Annotated in this window: 28 protein-coding genes; 20 read left to right on the forward strand and 8 right to left on the reverse strand. The window is 56.7% G+C overall.

Going from position 1 to position 16440, the window contains the following annotated elements:
* The first annotated feature begins 7 nt into the window (after positions 1-7).
* The 18 genes from EIP75_RS21625 to EIP75_RS21710 all read left to right on the forward strand — a co-directional run bounded on the left by EIP75_RS21625 (position 8) and on the right by EIP75_RS21710 (position 9515).
* Positions 8-1843, forward strand: a complete 1836-nt coding sequence (locus tag EIP75_RS21625) for an LPD7 domain-containing protein (RefSeq protein WP_125245277.1) — start codon at positions 8-10, stop codon at positions 1841-1843.
* Between the two features lie 41 nt (positions 1844-1884).
* Entirely contained in the window at positions 1885-2517 is a 633-nt protein-coding gene (locus EIP75_RS21630; RefSeq protein WP_125245278.1) for a hypothetical protein, read from the forward strand.
* A 61-nt stretch (positions 2518-2578) separates the two neighbouring features.
* Positions 2579-2782, forward strand: coding sequence for a hypothetical protein (locus EIP75_RS21635; RefSeq protein WP_125245279.1), 204 nt, complete (start codon positions 2579-2581; stop codon positions 2780-2782).
* 35 nt (positions 2783-2817) lie between these two features.
* Entirely contained in the window at positions 2818-3309 is a 492-nt protein-coding gene (locus EIP75_RS21640) for a thermonuclease family protein (protein WP_233584987.1), read from the forward strand.
* A 311-nt stretch (positions 3310-3620) separates the two neighbouring features.
* The gene (locus EIP75_RS21645) at positions 3621-3941 is read left to right on the forward strand and encodes a hypothetical protein (RefSeq protein WP_125245281.1); all 321 of its coding nucleotides are present in this window, start codon (positions 3621-3623) and stop codon (positions 3939-3941) included.
* Position 3942: 1 nt separating this feature from the next.
* Positions 3943-4185, forward strand: coding sequence for a hypothetical protein (locus tag EIP75_RS21650; RefSeq protein WP_125245282.1), 243 nt, complete (start codon positions 3943-3945; stop codon positions 4183-4185).
* Positions 4186-4244: 59 nt separating this feature from the next.
* Positions 4245-4973: a hypothetical protein gene (locus tag EIP75_RS21655; RefSeq protein ID WP_125245283.1), complete on the forward strand. Its 729-nt coding sequence runs from the start codon at positions 4245-4247 to the stop codon at positions 4971-4973.
* A gap of 530 nt (positions 4974-5503) precedes the next feature.
* The gene (locus EIP75_RS24185) at positions 5504-5644 is read left to right on the forward strand and encodes a hypothetical protein (RefSeq protein ID WP_158622946.1); all 141 of its coding nucleotides are present in this window, start codon (positions 5504-5506) and stop codon (positions 5642-5644) included.
* A 161-nt stretch (positions 5645-5805) separates the two neighbouring features.
* Complete coding sequence (locus EIP75_RS21665; protein WP_125245285.1) at positions 5806-6057, forward strand: hypothetical protein; 252 nt, start codon at positions 5806-5808, stop codon at positions 6055-6057.
* 134 nt (positions 6058-6191) lie between these two features.
* Positions 6192-6560, forward strand: coding sequence for a hypothetical protein (locus EIP75_RS21670; protein ID WP_125245286.1), 369 nt, complete (start codon positions 6192-6194; stop codon positions 6558-6560).
* 64 nt (positions 6561-6624) lie between these two features.
* Positions 6625-7098, forward strand: a complete 474-nt coding sequence (locus EIP75_RS21675; RefSeq protein ID WP_125245287.1) for a hypothetical protein — start codon at positions 6625-6627, stop codon at positions 7096-7098.
* Positions 7099-7130: 32 nt separating this feature from the next.
* A complete protein-coding gene (locus EIP75_RS21680) occupies positions 7131-7412 on the forward strand; it encodes a hypothetical protein (protein WP_233584988.1) in 282 nt (93 codons plus the stop codon).
* 51 nt (positions 7413-7463) lie between these two features.
* Positions 7464-7757 (forward strand): hypothetical protein, encoded by a 294-nt coding sequence (locus tag EIP75_RS21685; protein ID WP_125245289.1) that lies wholly within the window; start codon positions 7464-7466, stop codon positions 7755-7757.
* 7 nt (positions 7758-7764) lie between these two features.
* On the forward strand, positions 7765-7977 hold the full coding sequence (locus EIP75_RS21690) for a hypothetical protein (protein ID WP_125245290.1): 213 nt from the start codon (positions 7765-7767) through the stop codon (positions 7975-7977).
* Between the two features lie 103 nt (positions 7978-8080).
* Positions 8081-8272 (forward strand): hypothetical protein, encoded by a 192-nt coding sequence (locus EIP75_RS21695; RefSeq protein ID WP_125245291.1) that lies wholly within the window; start codon positions 8081-8083, stop codon positions 8270-8272.
* A gap of 171 nt (positions 8273-8443) precedes the next feature.
* Positions 8444-8713: a hypothetical protein gene (locus EIP75_RS21700; protein ID WP_125245292.1), complete on the forward strand. Its 270-nt coding sequence runs from the start codon at positions 8444-8446 to the stop codon at positions 8711-8713.
* Between the two features lie 64 nt (positions 8714-8777).
* Positions 8778-9110, forward strand: a complete 333-nt coding sequence (locus EIP75_RS21705) for an H-NS histone family protein (protein ID WP_125245293.1) — start codon at positions 8778-8780, stop codon at positions 9108-9110.
* Between the two features lie 39 nt (positions 9111-9149).
* Positions 9150-9515, forward strand: coding sequence for a hypothetical protein (locus EIP75_RS21710; protein WP_233584989.1), 366 nt, complete (start codon positions 9150-9152; stop codon positions 9513-9515).
* Between the two features lie 143 nt (positions 9516-9658).
* Here EIP75_RS21710 and EIP75_RS21715 read toward each other — a convergent pair whose 3' ends face one another.
* From EIP75_RS21715 to EIP75_RS21740, 6 genes are read right to left on the reverse strand one after another with little or no spacing between them, the layout of a single operon-like run.
* Entirely contained in the window at positions 9659-10237 is a 579-nt protein-coding gene (locus tag EIP75_RS21715) for a hypothetical protein (RefSeq protein ID WP_125245294.1), read from the reverse strand.
* Positions 10238-10295: 58 nt separating this feature from the next.
* Positions 10296-10871 (reverse strand): hypothetical protein, encoded by a 576-nt coding sequence (locus EIP75_RS21720; RefSeq protein ID WP_125245295.1) that lies wholly within the window; start codon positions 10869-10871, stop codon positions 10296-10298.
* Between the two features lie 2 nt (positions 10872-10873).
* The gene (locus tag EIP75_RS21725; RefSeq protein WP_125245296.1) at positions 10874-11731 is read right to left on the reverse strand and encodes a hypothetical protein; all 858 of its coding nucleotides are present in this window, start codon (positions 11729-11731) and stop codon (positions 10874-10876) included.
* A complete protein-coding gene (locus EIP75_RS21730; protein ID WP_125245297.1) occupies positions 11728-12168 on the reverse strand; it encodes a hypothetical protein in 441 nt (146 codons plus the stop codon). The genes EIP75_RS21725 and EIP75_RS21730 overlap by 4 nt, the downstream gene beginning before the upstream one ends.
* Before the next feature lie 2 nt (positions 12169-12170).
* Positions 12171-13175: a relaxase/mobilization nuclease domain-containing protein gene (locus EIP75_RS21735; RefSeq protein WP_125245298.1), complete on the reverse strand. Its 1005-nt coding sequence runs from the start codon at positions 13173-13175 to the stop codon at positions 12171-12173.
* Positions 13157-13729 (reverse strand): hypothetical protein, encoded by a 573-nt coding sequence (locus tag EIP75_RS21740; RefSeq protein WP_125245299.1) that lies wholly within the window; start codon positions 13727-13729, stop codon positions 13157-13159. Before EIP75_RS21740 ends, EIP75_RS21735 begins: the two co-directional genes overlap by 19 nt.
* A 546-nt stretch (positions 13730-14275) precedes the next feature.
* On the opposite strand from EIP75_RS21740, the gene stbB reads away from it, so the two are divergent.
* Positions 14276-14974 (forward strand): StbB family protein, encoded by a 699-nt coding sequence (gene stbB / locus EIP75_RS21745; RefSeq protein ID WP_125245300.1) that lies wholly within the window; start codon positions 14276-14278, stop codon positions 14972-14974.
* Between the two features lie 41 nt (positions 14975-15015).
* A complete protein-coding gene (locus EIP75_RS21750) occupies positions 15016-15387 on the forward strand; it encodes a hypothetical protein (protein ID WP_125245301.1) in 372 nt (123 codons plus the stop codon).
* Positions 15388-15421: 34 nt separating this feature from the next.
* Here the strand turns inward: EIP75_RS21750 and EIP75_RS21755 are convergent, their stop codons facing one another.
* A complete protein-coding gene (locus tag EIP75_RS21755) occupies positions 15422-15916 on the reverse strand; it encodes a JAB domain-containing protein (RefSeq protein ID WP_125245302.1) in 495 nt (164 codons plus the stop codon).
* Between the two features lie 306 nt (positions 15917-16222).
* Positions 16223-16440: hypothetical protein (locus EIP75_RS24190; RefSeq protein ID WP_233584990.1), on the reverse strand; the 218-nt coding region annotated here is incomplete at its 5' end.

Here is a 16440-nt window from a genome sequence, read left to right on the forward strand (position 1 = left end):
AGCCAACATGAGCAACCAGATCACCGAAGGCAAGGACCGTGAACTGCCACCTGATGGCGATGGCGTCATCACCCGCGCGCCGACCCCGGCCACGCTCGATCTCAGAGCCGAGATCAGCGAGGCCTCGGCGCACAAGGAGGCAGGGCAGGGCGATGCGATGCGGGCACGGTCAAGCATCGAATCCCGTGCGGATCTTCGGATTGCCGCGACAAATGAAGCCATGCGGGCAGAACCGACCAGGTCGGCGGCCACTTTGGTGATCGAGGCGGACACTGCCAGACGATGGGCCGATCTCGATGCGGCTGACTTTGGCCGCATTCGCTCAGAGGTGCGGCGGGATGGGGCGCTTGATGCCATTGCTGGCCACATGCGCGCATCGCCCGAGTACGCGGATGAACTCAAGAAGCGATCGCCTGTAATCGCTGACGCAGCGAAGGCCATCAACGAAGAACGGGCGAGGGTAGAGCGCGAAGCGTCCGAGCGAGCTGCTGCCGAGCAGCGTCAGGCCGCAGCCGATCAACGCAACGCCGCAGCCGACAAGACGCGGGAAACACTGATCGATGCTGCCGGTTTGGCAGCCGTGGCAGCCATCCGTGCCCGACAGTCGGCACAGGTTGTTGAACAACTAGCCAAGTCCCCAGATACGGCCACGCAGCAACTGCGCGAAGCGCAACAAGCGCTCAAGGCGCCCCCACTGGATGGACGTGTCACGGCCCCGGATGATCCGGACATCGCGGCCCAACGGGCGCGAGTCCTCAAGCGCCCGGTGATCGAGACAGAGTTGAGCGAAGCGCTGTTGACGCGCTTTGTCGTTTCCCACGAGAAACGCGGGCTGCTGGACAAGGGGGCTACTGAGTTCACCTTCAAGGCCGGGCAGCAGCAGGGGCAGGTGGCATTCCGTGACGCAGGCAAGTCACTGAGCACTGAGCTTGAGGACAAGGCCATCATCCGTGCCATGGTGGAGGTTGCTGTGGCCAAGAACTGGCGTGAGGCCACGGTCAGCGGGACCGACGATTTCCGCCGCAATGCTTGGCTTGAGCTGAGCATGAATGGTTTGAAGGTCAAGGGTTATGAGCCACGCCAAGCCGACCTGCAGATCCTGGCCGATCTCCAGAAGACGGCGCCCAAGCAGGATGCCCGCCAGCCAGATTCCAACACGATCACTGTGATCGAGCGCGAACAGCAGCGCGCCGCCACACCGCAACCAGAGGCACCTGCCCAGGTGGCGCGCAAGCACATCGATGCTGACGCCATGTCAGCTCATCACAAAACCGTGATCGACAATTCACGTACCCTCTTGAAGTCGCAGGATCTCGGTGACAAGTTCACCGAGGCTGCGCTGCGTGAGCTTGAGGCCAAGCTGCGCGGCGAGCGTGTCTATGTGGGTGAGCTGGTGGCCCACGGCAAGGCCCCTTACCAGTTCGACAACAAGAAGGATGACAGCTACTACGTCACCCTCAAGACCCCGGCAGGCGAACAGGTGATCTGGGGTAAGGGCCTGGTCGAAGCCATGCAGGGCCGAAAGCCAGGTGATGAGATCGTGCTGCAGAACGTGGGCCGTCGCGACGTGACCGTTCAAGCGCACACACGGGACGACAAGGGGGCAGTTGTTGCGACTCATGCCAAGGATTCTCATCTGAATGCTTGGACGTCCGAGCTGTTGTCAGAGGTGACAGCTCGCGCAAGGGCGGACTTTGCCAACCGTGCGAACGATCGCCAGCCATCGCTGGGGGTACTCGATCCGAAGGCTGAGCGGACCACAGCTCAAAGCCCCGCGGCCGACCGTGAGCCCAAGCCCCAGCAGCGGAGCCAAGAGGCTCAGCGCAACAGCCGAGATCGTTGATCCTGGCCAGCCATCACAACGTCAACCAGAAGAGGATTTTCATGTTCAAACGAAAGCACACCCTGGCCGCTGTCTCGGCCGCATGCGTGGCCGGCATTGCCACCCTCGCTATGCACACAACCGTCTATGCCGCTGACGGCTGCAAGTTCCTTCTCTGCATCGCTGGTCCTTGGAAGAGCATTCCCTTGTGCGTTCCCACTGTCAAAGAGGTGTTCAGGGACATCGCAAAGGGGCACGGCATCCCTTCCTGCTCGATGAGCGGGGCTGGCAACAGCGCGGCGAACAACTGGGTCAACAGCGAACAGGCCTGCCCGGTCATGTATCGCTACTACGGTGACTATGGTTACCAGGGTTGCCGATACCCGGGTCAGATCACGGTTCTGGTCGATGGTCAGCCTTGGTCTACCGTGTACTGGGACATGGCTGGCAACACCTCCACCTTCTGGACAGACAAGGCCCGCACCGCTTTGACCAGCACGCCTGGCTCTGCGCCGCTCGACACTACTTACGACACTGACTACGCGACATACCAGAAGGCTTTCACGGAGTATTGCAACAGCCTCGATTACGGGTATGGCTACAACAACTACAACAACTACCAGACCTATTCAAACGGGTACTACTTCAACAGCGCGGATTGCCCCAAGAAGACCGGCTATTGGTGGGGCTGGTAAACCTTGATCATTCATCCAGGGCGCACCCCGTGTGCGCCCTTCTTCATTTATTGGAGAACATATGAAGACGAGGACAAAGGTGCTTGTCATCGCGTTGATCCCAGCCATCGCACTATGCGTGGCTATAGTCCACGCAGAAGGCTACGCCGTCACTTGGGCAGATGTTTTGATTCTGACGGGCATCATTGGCCTTGGTGCCGGCGCATGCGCTGGGTTCATCGCCCGCGATATGCGGGACGCCAAAAGTGACAACCGCAAGGATTGAAACTGGGGTTGATGATGATTAGACGCACCGTCGTGATGGCCGCATTGGCGGCGTTGGTACTTCCTGGCCAGGGACGCACCTGGTCGATTTCCTTGCCTGGTGAGCCGGCCGAACAGCATGCAACCGGGCGCGTGACTGGTGTTGCTGATGGCGACACCATGTACGTTGAAATAGGTGGCAAAAGCACCCGTGTGCGCTTGGCCGAGATCGACGCTCCTGAGAAAGCCCAGCCATTCGGCCGCCGCTCAGAGCAAGCCCTAAGAGATCTCGTCGCGAAGAAGGTTGTCAGCTTGTCATGGCGCACCATCGATCCGTACGGCAGGCCGGTGGTCGATGTCCGGGTGGGCACCCTGAATGTGAATGCCGAGCAGGTCAAGCGCGGGTACGCGTGGGTCTACCGACAGTACAGCCACGACAGACAGCTCATAGCCGATGAGCAACAGGCAAAAGCATCTGGTCTTGGCCTGTGGGCCGATCCGCACCCTATACCGCCATGGGACTGGCGTAAAGACCACAAGGGGAGGTGAGGGCTATGTCGGAGCCTCTAGCGCTGCCGCTATCCCCCACCATGTGCCAAAGCGGCCATGATCTGGTGATCGGCACCTACCACCCTCAGAAGCTCAAGGACGGCGGATGGACGATCTGCAGGGCAATCGGCCTGGTTAAGTGGTTCCCACTCGCCATGGGGGATGCTCATGAATGGTTGACCTGGCCAAGCCTGGGCGGGGCCGTCCAATGGATGCTGGCGGACCCTGACAGCCTCGGTGAATACCCAATGTGGGGTAGATAAATCCCACCCCTATACACAGTACCTGCAACCATATCGAAGGAACTCAAAATGAACCCGACCATTCGCCGCGCAGCAATCACGGTAGCACTCGTCGTCGCCATCCCTGGCTTGGCAAGGGCTCAGTCATACGAAGCAACGCTATCTGACAGTCAGGTGCTGCTCACTGATGCCTCACCGTCACGCGCGCAACTCACCAGTTGCCAGCCGATGAAGGGCGAGCGCGTTAGCGTGCTGGAAACTAAGATGAACATCGATGGCATGACGGGATTGAACGCAGCGCGCGTACTCGTCCTTGAGGGGGAATGCAAGGGCGCGCGTGGATGGGTCGGGTTGGCTCGACTTGAAAAGGCAAGCCCAAAGGGAGGCTGACATGCTTCCCCCATTTATTCCAAGCATGCAATTGCTTGAGCAGATAAAAAGCATGGTCGATAACCATGAAGATTACATTCCGCAGGCTGATGGAGTGGAGGGGGCTGAATTTGTCGTAGTTAATTACTTTCAAGAAGGCGTTTGGATCTGCCGCCATCACGGCGAGTGTGCAATGTCGAAATACACCAAGATTCAACAAATATTACAAGCGCAAACTAAGGTAGGGCGACAAATAGAAAAATGAGTTGACAGGCTAGGCACTTGTGCCTATCATTGTTGCATCTTAAACCTCGGGGAGTAAAAATGCAATTGGGAAATTTGGGCGCTTTCGAGTTTGCCGTCTTCATGTTGGGTTTGGTTTTGATGATCCACATCGTTCAGGATTTATCAAAGCACTTCAACGAATGGGATAAGGGCAGACCGGGCGCAAAAAATGAGGTGAATGAAGATCACCCATACAAAATGTTCAGTTTTAACACACGCTCTCTTTTTCAAATGAATGGCGATGTGACTGACGAGAATACGATTGTCAAACTCAGGAAGCGACTAAACAGGAGTGCAAACTTCTATAACATCCTATCTTTGGTTCTGCTTCTTGTTGTTTCTTGGCCGATAGGGAGTTATGTATGGCGAGATTCTGCCCTATATAGGGCGAACGTCGATTTTGATATTCCAGGTATTGCGATCATATTTGGCACTGCCTTGGTTAGCTTTCTGTCGGGTGTGATGCCGTACATAATCACATCTACAATCTCCAACTCAATACGAAAAGATCACGATCGTCTTCTCGATATGCCCGACCGCTTGGCACAAGACTTAGTTCGCTGGTCCAAAAAGCACCAGGAAATTGATTCATACCGGCAAAGGGTCGCTGCAAAGAGGAAGTTCTTAGCTGGCGATTACGAGCAAATGCGTGATGCAGCACATAGACTGGATCAACCTGAAACGGTTGAAATTCCTGCTACACCACAAGTTAATGAAGTGTATGAAACTGGCCCCTTGTATAAAATGGATGAAACCAAGGGGTTATAGAAATTCAAATACACGCAAAATCACACGCAGTACCGTTTATATGTCAAACCGAGATCGCTATCAGCAACTATTGACTGACCATGGATTAACTCAAGCTCAGAGTGCTGAGGTAATTTCTAAAATCACGCTACGTCCATGTTCCGTTCGTACAGTTCGTGCATGGTTGGCAGATTCCGATAAACCTAGTTCGCGCCCTTGCCCGGATTGGGCAGTTTCTGCTTTGCTCAGAGGGTTGGCGGAAATTAAGTTAAGCTAGGTCAAAATAGTGGAGATCAAAGCATGACTGTCGATCAATTTGGCGACCGCTGCTTGGCAATACACCGCATTGGGTTAGGCATGCTTGTCGGAGGCCTACTAGCGTGTCCTACAATTTGGCATAGCGATTTGGGGCATGTAGCTTGGTGGGTATGGCTCATTGGGATGTTTATTTTCACAACAGTGGCTGTTGTTCCTTTAGCGCTTCTTCACTGCGCCCTCGCCACACATGCTGACGCGATGCTCAATCGTCTAGACAAGCACAAGGCGAAATAATGTCAAGCCAGTCAGAAGTATTAGATAAAGAAATTGATCTCTTTATGATTGAAGCTGGCATTGCTGTATATCAGGTGGGCGATGTCTATGACGCTCGGGAGACGGGCGAGTTGCTTTCTGATGAAGAAAAATCCAGATGATTTGTGACCGTTCTAGCCGATTCACCTTTGGCCGCAACGGTGCTTGATATTCCTTTAGCTCAAACAGAAATTGAGGCATGGGAATACGCAGCAGAACATTACGGGTTCAAACGAAATGATCCGCCAAGAGTTGGCGGATTGTGAACAGGATGGAGCGCGATATGAAGATTGAATTACATGCGGGCGGAAAACTTAAGATGGCGCGTCAGCAGCAGAAATGGATCGGTAACGACTCGATGCAGACTGCCTTGTTTGCTGGTGAAGAGGTAATGGCGATTACCGATGATAAGGGCGGTTTCGACTTGCTCTATTTGGGGTTCCAGACGGGGGGCTTTGCCTCTCTCGAAGAAGCAAAAGTATCAGCGCCGGCCTTTGCAAGTGCCGTCCTTGCACACATGGCCACGTTGATCTAAATAATAGTCACACTGGAGGTATCGAGTACCTTACCTTTCCTCAATAATTATTATTTACCCTATTTTTCTCTTGCACACCCGTGCCGATACTTCGTTCACTCTCGATTGAAACCAACTTTAAATAGCGAGGTCATATGTCCTACTACAACCGCAATAGCCGTTGGCTGGCCCCTTTGCTCGTCATCGCTTTGCTCACTCTGACGCCTGTGGTACTTTCGACATTTGACGTCAACCGCCTTGATGGGGGCGGGCCGATGCCGCCAGTCCCTGTGTGGATGGCAACAGTAGCCAAGGTCGGTGTCGTCCTCGCCACCGTCTTGGCCGCTCTGGGCGCTTGCTTCACAAACACGCTCTCTGCACACCTTGCGCGTGTTGTTTTGCCCGGCATTGCGCTAGGTGTGCTGCTGGCAGAGGTTGGCCTTAGCGGTCCGCAATTGCTGATCGCCATGGCTCTGCTGTGGATCGTGCTTGGCGGCCTCGACTACCGCAGCGGCAAGGTCTGAGCCTTTGACTAGGCGAGGGCGCTGAACGGGCGCCCTAATTACACCCCCCACACGGATAGCATCAATGAAAAAGCCGCGAAACGCTCAGGACCGCTTCACCCGAAAATATTGGGTGGCTTTCTTCATCAATACATCTTCGCTGCTCCTTGCGTTTGCCTTCATCTACTTGTATGGAGAAACACTCTCTGGTTGGGCGGCCGGACTTTCCATTGCATTCCTTGGCGTCTTCATTGAACACCAGGTGATGAAAGAACGGAATTACCCACCCATGATTTCAGATGCAAGGCGGGAAGAAGCAATAGCCGTACTGGCTAAAAATGGACTTCAAGCCCATTTGTATATTCCCGCCGCTGGTTGCGATGATGAAGAGTTGGCAGAAACGTTGCGTTTTATGGGTGACAGCGGATATTTGATCACTAATGCCTGCGGTGAAATTTATGGGAGAGTGGCTAAGGCCGCGATGACCTCCGATGAGCGCGCGAACATGGCACGCCAAGGTTTTTATTTGGTCGAACGCAATACGGTCGAAACGCCATAACGGCATGAAGGGGTTGGTAAATGGATGAGCAAATGGCCGTCGAACTGCTGGTGGCTCAAGTGAAAGACTACGCCAGTGACCGCGCGAAAGACGTTGCGCGAGGGGCCGAGACTCCACGGCTGGCGGCGCTGCTAGTACAGAAATACGGGCGAGGCGTGGTCGATGCAGTAGCGACGATCTTCGAAACCCCGAGGGCCGCAGACCCAATCTTTAAGGCTGTGGATGAAGAAACAGCAAAGATTGACCCTCTCTGGCGCGAGCACAATCGGGAGCGGTGGGCTGGCAGGCCGGCTGATGTGATAACCCACGGCTAACCGATTTTCCAACAGATTTAGCCGCTTAATTTTTCAACCAGGAGAACCGCGATGAGTACATTTTGGGACGACCAGGCCGACCAGCTCGCAAAAGCATTGGCAACCAAAGTGCCGGCGCTGATTCAGCATTTCGTGCGAACAGCAACACCGGAGGCCTTGGCAGCTCTGGTAGGGGACGCACTGCCGGACAAGATCGAACACCGCGTCGCTGTGGTTGAGATTCTGAGTCGGCGCGTGCTGCTGGAAGACGTCGTGCCGATGGATGAGTTTTGGAAAGCTCATCCTCCCATTGTGAATGTCCTGTCCGCGTCCGAAGCCGACAGCCGAAGCTCTGGCGCGCAGTGACATGGTCATGTTTGATCTGATCAAAAAAGGCTTTTGCATACTCGGTGGCCTGCTCGTCGGCTCAGCTCTTAGCCAAACCCTCGGATTCGCACCAGTGTCGTTTTTTGTGTGGGCAGGTATCCCTGGCGATCAGCATTTTTCGCTCGGCATTTTGATCTTGCTGGCGGCCTGGATGATTAATGCCGTTGGTGGTGGCCGCTTGCATCCCTGGGACAGATAATATTAGAAGGCGAGCTGAGGCAAATTGACAACGATGAGCGCCCTTACTAAACAATGTTCTTTACTGCTCTAAGCATGTAGATCAAGCTAACACAGGAGAAAAGATGAAGAGAAAGCATGTATTCATTATTGCCGTTGTGCCGGCTCTGATTGTTGGAGTGTTGGCTTGTTGGCTTAACCCGGGGCTAACGGAATGGCCAAATGCTGGATTTCTTGGCGTGGGACTTGGCGCATTCGCGGGGTTAGCAGCACACTTTGCGTCGCTCGGCCTTGATGATGGCGTTGCGAATGACTGAGGCTCGTAGTGTTGCGCTTCAACGCTGCTTTTAAGGCCGTTCAGCTAGGAGGCTTGAGGCCTCAAACGCAACACCTGCTCAACTACCGTAAATTGCGACAATAAGGATTATGTAAACTCTTTGCCGTGACAAATTTTGTCTAGGCAATCATCGTGCCAATAGGATCGTAAAATGAAGAAATCGGCAAACATCATTCACGTATTGTTTGGGCTTTTGTTGTTGTGCGGTTCAATTGCCCTGGTTGCTTGGTTCAGTGGTGTCGCACCCGCAAGCAACCAAGAGCGTGAGTTCATAAAAATGTTGGAGTCATCTAGTTGGATGGAGAATTCCAGGGTTGCCGCGAGTGTTGCGCAGGCTAAAGGAGCAAATTACGTTTCTCGGCAACATTTTTGGGCTGCCGAAGATGCGTTTGTTCAGGCCAGTCATCAAACATCGCAGTAAGACAAGGTGCTAAGGCTGCATCTTTCATCCGCACCATTTGATTTCTTAACCAGGAAGGAAAACCGTGTCACTTGCTGATTTACTGGCACAAAAGGCGAATGTCGCAAAACAGTTGACTGAGCTGGATAAGCAGCTCAGCGCCCTCCGCAGCGATGACCGCAAAGCGGCCATTGCCCAAATTCAGGCCCAGATGCGTGAGCATGGCCTGACCGTGGCCGATCTCGAATTGCGCGCCCTACGGAAGCCCCGAGTGGATGCCAAGGAACCGCGCGAGAAGCCTCCCGTCAAGTTCAAACACCCATCCACCGGGGAAGCCTGGACAGGCCGTGGCCTCAAGCCAAAGTGGCTGCAAAGGGAAATTGCACAAGGTGCATCACTCGACAGCTTCCGCGTTTGATGAATACCCAACCACCATCACTACAAATTAAGGTTAAAGATGACTTTCATTCCCCGCTTCGCGCTCTTGGTCGCTGCTGCCAGCAGCATCGCCGGTTGCGCCTCCGTCGCAGTCGATCACGATCACATTACGCAGCGCACAGCCTTTGCGCTGGGCATTCCGGCATCGAGCTTCACTATCAGTGATCGCGCTGACAGTGGCGTTCGCACTGACTACACGGTGAAGACAACCACAGGCAAGCAGTACGCGTGCTATGTCACCGGAAGTTTTGGGATCACTGGTCGCGTTGTGTCTGATGCGATCTGCAGCGAGGTCGGCAAGACCTCATCGCCAAAGCCTGCTGCCAAGCCTGCTGCTTCGTCACAGTCGTGCAACGCGTTGCTCAAAGCGGCTGGCAAATGCTGATTGGCTCCGTCATAATTTGACGGTCAGACCGAGAGGTCAAGACCCTGCTTTAACCTCCCTGAGCAGGTGGCACGCCGTGATGACAGCGACGTGTCTTGAACGCCCGAAATCATCGGGCGTTTTTTTTTCACCTGGCCAAAACCTCAATAGGCATCGGCAATGTTCAGCGTCATCACGTTGGGTGCCCCGGCCACTCCGCCGGAGACATCGAGTGTCTTTGTCGCAAACACTGGTGCCACCGTTGTGAAGTGGTAGACAGCATCCGAACCCCGTGTGACATGGATGGTGCCGGATTGCGCTGTGTATTGCGAGCTGCCTGTAGTGACGGCCACACCTACGTTCACCGTGACAAGCATCGGTGCAGTCAATGGGTCTGCAGCAAGGAAAGCCGCCTGGTCTTGAACCAGTGTGTAGATCCCATCAGGTGGCGTGCCCTTGAACACGAACGAGATCGAGCTGCCTGAGTAGGCTCCGTTGCTTTGATCTCCACCGTTGAGCGTCGCTGTGCTAACCACGACCGTGGTAACCAACGTGCCTGTGCCCGAGTTCGTCGTTTGGGCTGTGTTCCCACCGTTGACGTAGTTGTTCGCATCCATTGTCCAGTAGCTGGTGGCCGTTGGACGAGATTGAACTTTCACCTCGGGGGCATTGCCGCCACCGCCACAGGCGGTAAGTACCGCTGCAGCGGTGGCCAGCAATAGAATTTCTAGCGCGCGCTTCATCACTCGATCCCTCGTTTGTTGATGGCGCAGCGCGATTGATAGTGCGCTGCAAGCGCTACTATCGCACCACCCGGCCCTGCAACTGAGCCATCACCTGGTTGATGTGCTCCACGGCAAGATTTCCGCGGTGCACGTTGCGCAGATACATCTCGGTGGTGGTACTGAAACGATGGGTAACTTGCACGTCGTAACTGCGCAAGATCCAGCTGACAAAACCCTGGTTGTATCCCGCCTGGCCAAGATCTCGCCACTGCACTCCGGTGACACCCTTTTCCCACGGGAACACACCTGACTGCATCCACACGCCCGCATCATCAGTGAAGAGTCGAACCGAGTTGGTGAAGGCGATCGAATAGGCCGTCCACACGATAGCGAGAAGCGCACCCAACACGGTCAGCCAAGACATATCTCCCATCTTGGTGAAGCGTTGAAGCGCTACAGACACAAGCATGAAGCCGATGCAGCAAACCAGAAGTCGCAGCAGCAAGGCCACTCCCTCACGGGCATAGGCAACCCAGCTAAGGCGAAACACCAGAAATGGGCTGTTCTGCTCGATGACTGGGCCCAACGCGCGCTCGCTGGTTCCGATGATGTCGCCACGGTCATTGATGTGCAGGGTGCGGTTCTCCATCATGGCTATCTCTCCAGTGGTTTGTGTGCTCGGTGGTCGCTCGGTGCACGCGACAACGCCGGCATCATTTCCTTCAATCTGGCCGTGATGTCCTGCACCGTCTGCGACTGGGTGACACCGCGAACTTCCGTCATTGCCTCGATCCTGAGGCCCTTGCCTCGCTGTTCAAAGAAGCTGACAAACTCCTTGCTGAACTCCAGCGATTGGGGCGGACGTGGCTGGAATACCTGGGCCTCGATCCGCTCCTTGAGCATGTCAGCGTTCACCTGGTTAATCGCCCCCTTCCCCACGGCTGCATCAATGGTCGCTTCCATGAACGCCAGCCGAGCTGCCAGTTCATTCTTGGCCGGCGAGACCATGCCTTCGGACTTCAAGGCTATGAAACTGTCCGTACGGCTGCCTCCGCCCTCGAAGCGCCCACGGGTTGCATACTCGTCCTTCACGATGCTTGTGACCAGGTTCCGGCAGGAGTCAACCATTTTGTCGATCTCTGGCGTGCTGCCCAAGCCTTTCGGCATGTCCACGTCAGCCAGTTTGCCGGCGAACGCATTCACCAGAACCTCAGGTGCTATGCGGTAGGCACGGCCAAGCGCTGCGGTTCCTTCCTTGAGCATGTGCGCCTGCTGATCGACCGTTGCACCCTTGAGGGCTGTGGCCACCATTTCGGTATTCACCTGCTTCTCGCGCGCTGTTGCCAAGACAGCGTATTCCAGCGCGATGCGTGCTGCCATCAGCTTGCGCATGCCGGGATCAGTCGTCTTGGAGGCTGCGTTCTGCTCAGCCTTCTCGATGGCTGCGCCGAACTTGGTCAGGATCGAGTCTGCCGCATCGCGGCGCTGACCTTCCATCGTCTCGAAGCTCATGCTTGGCCTCCCGCGTTCCTGGCCATGTCATCGAGCACCTTGCGGCCGGCGGCTACCGCCTCTGACTCCGCTTTGCCCGCCGCGATCGCCTTGTCGAAGTCGAAGGTGCGATTCACAAAGGCCCAATGCGCGGCACGGTTGTAGGTCAGCACACCCTCGCCAGAGTTCACCAGCCGGTCACACAGCGTGCGCCACGCAGGGTGCAGCTCGGGATGATGGTCGACCAGGTACAACCCCCAGCCGAGGATGTTGCCCGCTTCCGCAGGCTGCAAGGTGGTGTAGATGGGCAGTGGGGTGCAGTCCTCACTGTCCAGATCGATGTAGGCCTGGCCGTCGTCCGTGACCCGGGCCAGCTTCCGTACGCCTGTCATCACATCGTTCAGCAGGATGAACACCCCCGGCTCAAACGCTGTCAGATCTGCGATGTCGTTACTCATGGTCAAGTCCTTTCAAGATCCTGTTTGCTTCTGTTGTCCTGGTTGAGGGTCTTTCGGACCTTTTCTCCTACCAGGCTATCTGCAAGCTCTTTCGCCAATATCCGGTCGGCGGCATCGCTGGAACGATGAAGCGCATCGATGATCCGGTCATATGAGCTGGCTGCTTGCTTCTCCGAGTTCTTCCATTTTTCCACCCGTTTGACATTGATCTCGCTGGGCTGTGGGTTCGTAGCCTCCCCACGTTCCTCTAGGCGAGTAACAGCCCACGGCTTCTTGATGAGCTGCTGGTGCAAGCGCTGGGCCCGCTTCGTCGCCTCGGCCTCAACGCCCCGCTGTCGCAGCTCATGGGCAAAGCGTTCGCGCCACCGATTCAAATCAGCCTTGCGGGGGTTAAGCCGAACACCTTCCATGTTCTCGGCCTTGACTGCCACATGGCAATGAACTTGGGGCTCATCAAAGTGCTGCCCCATCACCCACTGATGCCCAGCAAACTCAGCCTCAGCCGTGGCCTTCACCGACGCAAACACAGCGCGCTCGTCTGTCCCTTCGGGCATCGAAAACATGATGTTGAAAGCGAGCCGCTTGTCCGACTCCGCAGGCATTTGGGGCCCTACGTGCTCCCACATCCAGGCCAGGTCATTCACCTGGTCCTTACCCTTGTACTCTCTACCATCCTGGTCAAACACCTGCCCCTCGCCATCCTGGCCGATGTACTGCAGGTGCTTACGAACCACTTTCATGCTGTGGTTCTTGCCCGGTGTGATCTTGACCATCACCTGGCGACTTCGACGTGCAATACCCGCCAGTCGCGCCCTGATGTCCTCTTTGCTGCCACGGCCAGGGTAATCACCTGGCTGACTTGTACGCACCTTCTTGCCGGTCCAGTTTGAAGGCTTGCCACCCGAGGCCGCAGGCTTCTTGCCCTTCCGGCCGAGTTGCAGATCGTCGGTCCAGTCGTGGAAGTTGTCATCCCACGCCCGACCTACCCTCAGACTTTCAGTTGCCATCGCCTCGCCCCTTGCGCCATCGCCGCGCTCACCGTTTCAACATGGTGCCGGATTTCAGACTCAAGGTCCGCCAGCCTCGCCACAAGCTGCGCATCCGGCTCCTGCCGGCGCAGCGCCGCCAGCTCGACCGCTACCTGAGCCATGGCAGCGTTACTTTGAGTAAGTGCCTCCAGTTCGGCCTGGCCATAACTGGGGGCGTTGGCCAGGGCTGCGCGCACGGCGGCGATCACCCACTCTTGGAAGCCATAGCCTTCTGCCTTTGCGGCAGCCTCAGCCGCCTTGTTCTCGGAGGGCGTCAGCTGGATCTCTCGGCCGACCTTTGCGCCTCGATCCGGCTCGTCAAGCACCACCACCCTCACCTTCTCGCCCGAGGGCCCTGCAGCCAGTTCTAGGCCCTCTGCTAAGGCTCTTTCAACCATGCCTCGCATGACCTTGCCAGGGACCAATCCACGGTCCGCGCACCACTTAACCCAATCGGCTTTCAAAGGCTTGCCGAGGTCAATGGTCATCAGGCGGTCAGCGCGGGATGCGGGAGGTGTGGTGTCTGTCGTCATGTTTCGATTGTAGTACATCCGTCGGCGCTAGCCTATCCTGCTAATACTCTTCATGTGGTTTTGTAGGCTGTCTTGTCGGTTTTGGCGGTTTCGGGCTGCCGCGATGTGGGTTTTATCCGGGTATAACTCGGGTTTTCGGACACACACGGTATGGGTGAGGTCCGGTGAGGATGTGGTTAGAATGTGGGTATGGAGCTAAAGCCACGCGACCCACCAGGCCACGCCAACCGCAAGTTGCGCCGCCATGTCAGTGAGATTTCGCGCTTGAGAGCTGAGGGCTACACCATCCGGGCGATCCACGAAGCACTGCAGGACGCGGGCGTGGAAGTCGGGTGGGGCACGGTCCAACGGGAGGTGAAGCGGCTTGAAGCCACGCCCTCACCTGGCCGCAGCTCGGGGCGACAATTGGCATCGACGCCGGCTCAGCAGCCGGCCGCGCCTGTCGCTCCCGAACTGGGGGGCTCAACTGGCGCGGCTGTCGATGTGGGAACCCACTTTGACAGTCACATCACAAATCCACTGTTCAAACGGCAAAGGTAGGACGGCATGAAAGTAGCCATCATTAATTTCAGCGGTAACGTAGGTAAGACCACGATCGCGCGGCATGTCTTGGCGCCGCGTATCAAGGGCGCGGAGATCATCTCCGTGGAATCGGCGAATGCCGATGAGCAGGAGGCCGATGCACTGCGAGGGAAGGACTTTGCACACCTGCAGCAGTACATGCTGGCCAGTGACAACCTGATCGTTGACATTGGCGCCAGCAACGTAGAAGACTTGTTGGGCCTCATGCGCAAGTTCAAGGGCAGTCATGAAGACTTTGACGCCTTCGTGGTGCCGGCCGTGCCGGATGTCAAGCAACAGAAGGACACGGCCAACACCGCGAATGAGCTGGTGAAGATGGGCGTCCCCGCCTCCAAGATCAAGATTGTGTTGAACCGGGTCGAAGATGGCGACACACCAGAAAAGCAGTTCTCGGCCTTGGTCAGCTTCCTCTCGGTCAACAAGGTGGCCACGCTGAACCCAGCGGCTCATCTGACGGACAACGAGATCTACCAGCGCGTCAAGCATGATGGGCGAAGCATCACGGACCTGGCCGGCGACAAGACCGACTACAAAGCACTGATTGCCAAGGCGGACAGCCAGGCTGACAAGGTGGCCTTGGCTGACAAGCTGGCCGTCAAGCGGCTGGCAGACGGTGTGCTGCCCGAGATCGATGCTTGCTTTACTGCACTGGGCCTGAAATGAGTGCCAAGCCGAGCAACGCCCGTGAAGCGCTGCTCGCTGAAATGCTGGGCGACCTGCAGGTTCTGCTGGCCCGGGCCGAGCTGGTGGATCAGAGCGCGAAGCAGACAGCAACTGCGATCACCGAAGCCACGGCAGCCTACCAGGCTCAGGTGGACGACATGGTGGCAAAGTTGCGTGTGGAGACCGCCAGCATCGTGTTAAAGACCACGGAGCACGCTGCGCAAAGCCTGGTGGGTCAGCAGCAGGCAACATTGCAAAAAGCCGCTACGTTGGCCTTGCAGCAGGCATTGACGGACACCGTTCTCAAGCGCACACGCCGCGACTGGATCATGACGGCCAGCGTCTCAGCGCTAACGGGCAGCATCTTTACGCTGGGCCTGATGGGCGCTCATGCCTGGTTGTTTGGCAGTTGAGGTTGCCAGCCTCAACTGCCGACGCCGGCAGCGTCTACAACAGACCGCGCTCAGCGAATGAGACGACCTGACCACCAGCGACTACCAAGTGATCCAGCAATCGCACGTCCACCAGCGCAAGTGCGCTCTTGAGGGTACTGGTCAGCAGCTCGTCTGCGCGTGACGGTTCCGGATAGCCTGAGGGGTGGTTGTGCACGATCACCAGGCCATGAGCATGCCGGTTAAGTGCCTCAATGACGACTTCACGCGGATAGACGGAAGTCTGTGTGAGCGTGCCACGGAACAGTTCGACAAACTCGATGATGCGGTGTTGTGCATCAACGAAGATCGCGGCGAACACTTCATGCTTGAGCTGCCCCAGTCGCAGGCATGCCAGGGCCTTGGCATCCGCTGGCGAGGCGATGGAGCCATGGCGGATGATCTTGGCGTCAAGGGCGCGCATGGCCGTGGCGATGATTTGGTCGGCGGTTGCTGGCCGGAAGATGCCGTTGCCAAGATGGATGTAGTGGTCGAAGTGCTCTGTCGTCATCGTTGCGCTCGGGTATCAGGCGGGATTGCCTGATGCCCCTGGATCGGTCCGCGCGCAGTAGTCAATGGTGTCAACGGCCGAAGGCCGCAAGAGGGTTCAAAGAACCCTCGCAGCCATTGACTGCGAGCACGGACTGATACTCTCGGTAGACAGCAAGCCCCCCTCCCCTCCCTGCGGCCCTAGGCCGCACCGAGCCCGGGCGATAGCCCAGCGAGATACACCAGCCCGCCCGTTCAGGGCCAGGCGCCTACCGTCTCGCAACGCGCTCTGAAAGCCTGGCGCGCTGCGCCAGGCGATCACCGGCCGTCAGGCCGGCTCAACCTTGATGTTCCACCACTGTTTGCCGTCATGGCGCATGGTGATCTTGCAACGGTTCATCACCACAGTACGCGTATCACCAGCTTTGCCCGGATGAACGGGACGTGTCAGTGGATTGGTGTTCTGTGCGTGGCTCATGGTTCGCTCCTTTGTTGCGGCAACCCCTGCCGCTTCGACGCCAAAAGAGCACACGGGGCCCACAGCGC

It is taken from the genome of Aquabacterium soli (assembly GCF_003933735.1).
GTDB lineage: Bacteria > Pseudomonadota > Gammaproteobacteria > Burkholderiales > Burkholderiaceae_C > Aquabacterium > Aquabacterium soli.

Excerpts from the sequence above, each read along its gene's own strand:
- EIP75_RS21625 (WP_125245277.1), top strand. The coding sequence starts at position 8 with ATGAGCAACCAGATCACCGAAGGCAAGGACCGTGAACTGCCACCTGAT.
- EIP75_RS21630 (WP_125245278.1), top strand. The coding sequence starts at position 1,885 with ATGTTCAAACGAAAGCACACCCTGGCCGCTGTCTCGGCCGCATGCGTG.
- EIP75_RS21635 (WP_125245279.1), top strand. The coding sequence starts at position 2,579 with ATGAAGACGAGGACAAAGGTGCTTGTCATCGCGTTGATCCCAGCCATC.
- EIP75_RS21640 (WP_233584987.1), top strand. The coding sequence starts at position 2,818 with ATGGCCGCATTGGCGGCGTTGGTACTTCCTGGCCAGGGACGCACCTGG.
- EIP75_RS21645 (WP_125245281.1), top strand. The coding sequence starts at position 3,621 with ATGAACCCGACCATTCGCCGCGCAGCAATCACGGTAGCACTCGTCGTC.
- EIP75_RS21650 (WP_125245282.1), top strand. The coding sequence starts at position 3,943 with ATGCTTCCCCCATTTATTCCAAGCATGCAATTGCTTGAGCAGATAAAA.
- EIP75_RS21655 (WP_125245283.1), top strand. The coding sequence starts at position 4,245 with ATGCAATTGGGAAATTTGGGCGCTTTCGAGTTTGCCGTCTTCATGTTG.
- EIP75_RS24185 (WP_158622946.1), top strand. The coding sequence starts at position 5,504 with ATGTCAAGCCAGTCAGAAGTATTAGATAAAGAAATTGATCTCTTTATG.
- EIP75_RS21665 (WP_125245285.1), top strand. The coding sequence starts at position 5,806 with ATGAAGATTGAATTACATGCGGGCGGAAAACTTAAGATGGCGCGTCAG.
- EIP75_RS21670 (WP_125245286.1), top strand. The coding sequence starts at position 6,192 with ATGTCCTACTACAACCGCAATAGCCGTTGGCTGGCCCCTTTGCTCGTC.
- EIP75_RS21675 (WP_125245287.1), top strand. The coding sequence starts at position 6,625 with ATGAAAAAGCCGCGAAACGCTCAGGACCGCTTCACCCGAAAATATTGG.
- EIP75_RS21680 (WP_233584988.1), top strand. The coding sequence starts at position 7,131 with ATGGCCGTCGAACTGCTGGTGGCTCAAGTGAAAGACTACGCCAGTGAC.
- EIP75_RS21685 (WP_125245289.1), top strand. The coding sequence starts at position 7,464 with ATGAGTACATTTTGGGACGACCAGGCCGACCAGCTCGCAAAAGCATTG.
- EIP75_RS21690 (WP_125245290.1), top strand. The coding sequence starts at position 7,765 with ATGTTTGATCTGATCAAAAAAGGCTTTTGCATACTCGGTGGCCTGCTC.
- EIP75_RS21695 (WP_125245291.1), top strand. The coding sequence starts at position 8,081 with ATGAAGAGAAAGCATGTATTCATTATTGCCGTTGTGCCGGCTCTGATT.
- EIP75_RS21700 (WP_125245292.1), top strand. The coding sequence starts at position 8,444 with ATGAAGAAATCGGCAAACATCATTCACGTATTGTTTGGGCTTTTGTTG.
- EIP75_RS21710 (WP_233584989.1), top strand. The coding sequence starts at position 9,150 with ATGACTTTCATTCCCCGCTTCGCGCTCTTGGTCGCTGCTGCCAGCAGC.
- EIP75_RS21715 (WP_125245294.1), bottom strand. The coding sequence starts at position 10,237 with ATGAAGCGCGCGCTAGAAATTCTATTGCTGGCCACCGCTGCAGCGGTA.
- EIP75_RS21720 (WP_125245295.1), bottom strand. The coding sequence starts at position 10,871 with ATGATGGAGAACCGCACCCTGCACATCAATGACCGTGGCGACATCATC.
- EIP75_RS21725 (WP_125245296.1), bottom strand. The coding sequence starts at position 11,731 with ATGAGCTTCGAGACGATGGAAGGTCAGCGCCGCGATGCGGCAGACTCG.
- EIP75_RS21730 (WP_125245297.1), bottom strand. The coding sequence starts at position 12,168 with ATGAGTAACGACATCGCAGATCTGACAGCGTTTGAGCCGGGGGTGTTC.
- EIP75_RS21735 (WP_125245298.1), bottom strand. The coding sequence starts at position 13,175 with ATGGCAACTGAAAGTCTGAGGGTAGGTCGGGCGTGGGATGACAACTTC.
- EIP75_RS21740 (WP_125245299.1), bottom strand. The coding sequence starts at position 13,729 with ATGACGACAGACACCACACCTCCCGCATCCCGCGCTGACCGCCTGATG.
- stbB (WP_125245300.1), top strand. The coding sequence starts at position 14,276 with ATGAAAGTAGCCATCATTAATTTCAGCGGTAACGTAGGTAAGACCACG.
- EIP75_RS21750 (WP_125245301.1), top strand. The coding sequence starts at position 15,016 with ATGCTGGGCGACCTGCAGGTTCTGCTGGCCCGGGCCGAGCTGGTGGAT.
- EIP75_RS21755 (WP_125245302.1), bottom strand. The coding sequence starts at position 15,916 with ATGACGACAGAGCACTTCGACCACTACATCCATCTTGGCAACGGCATC.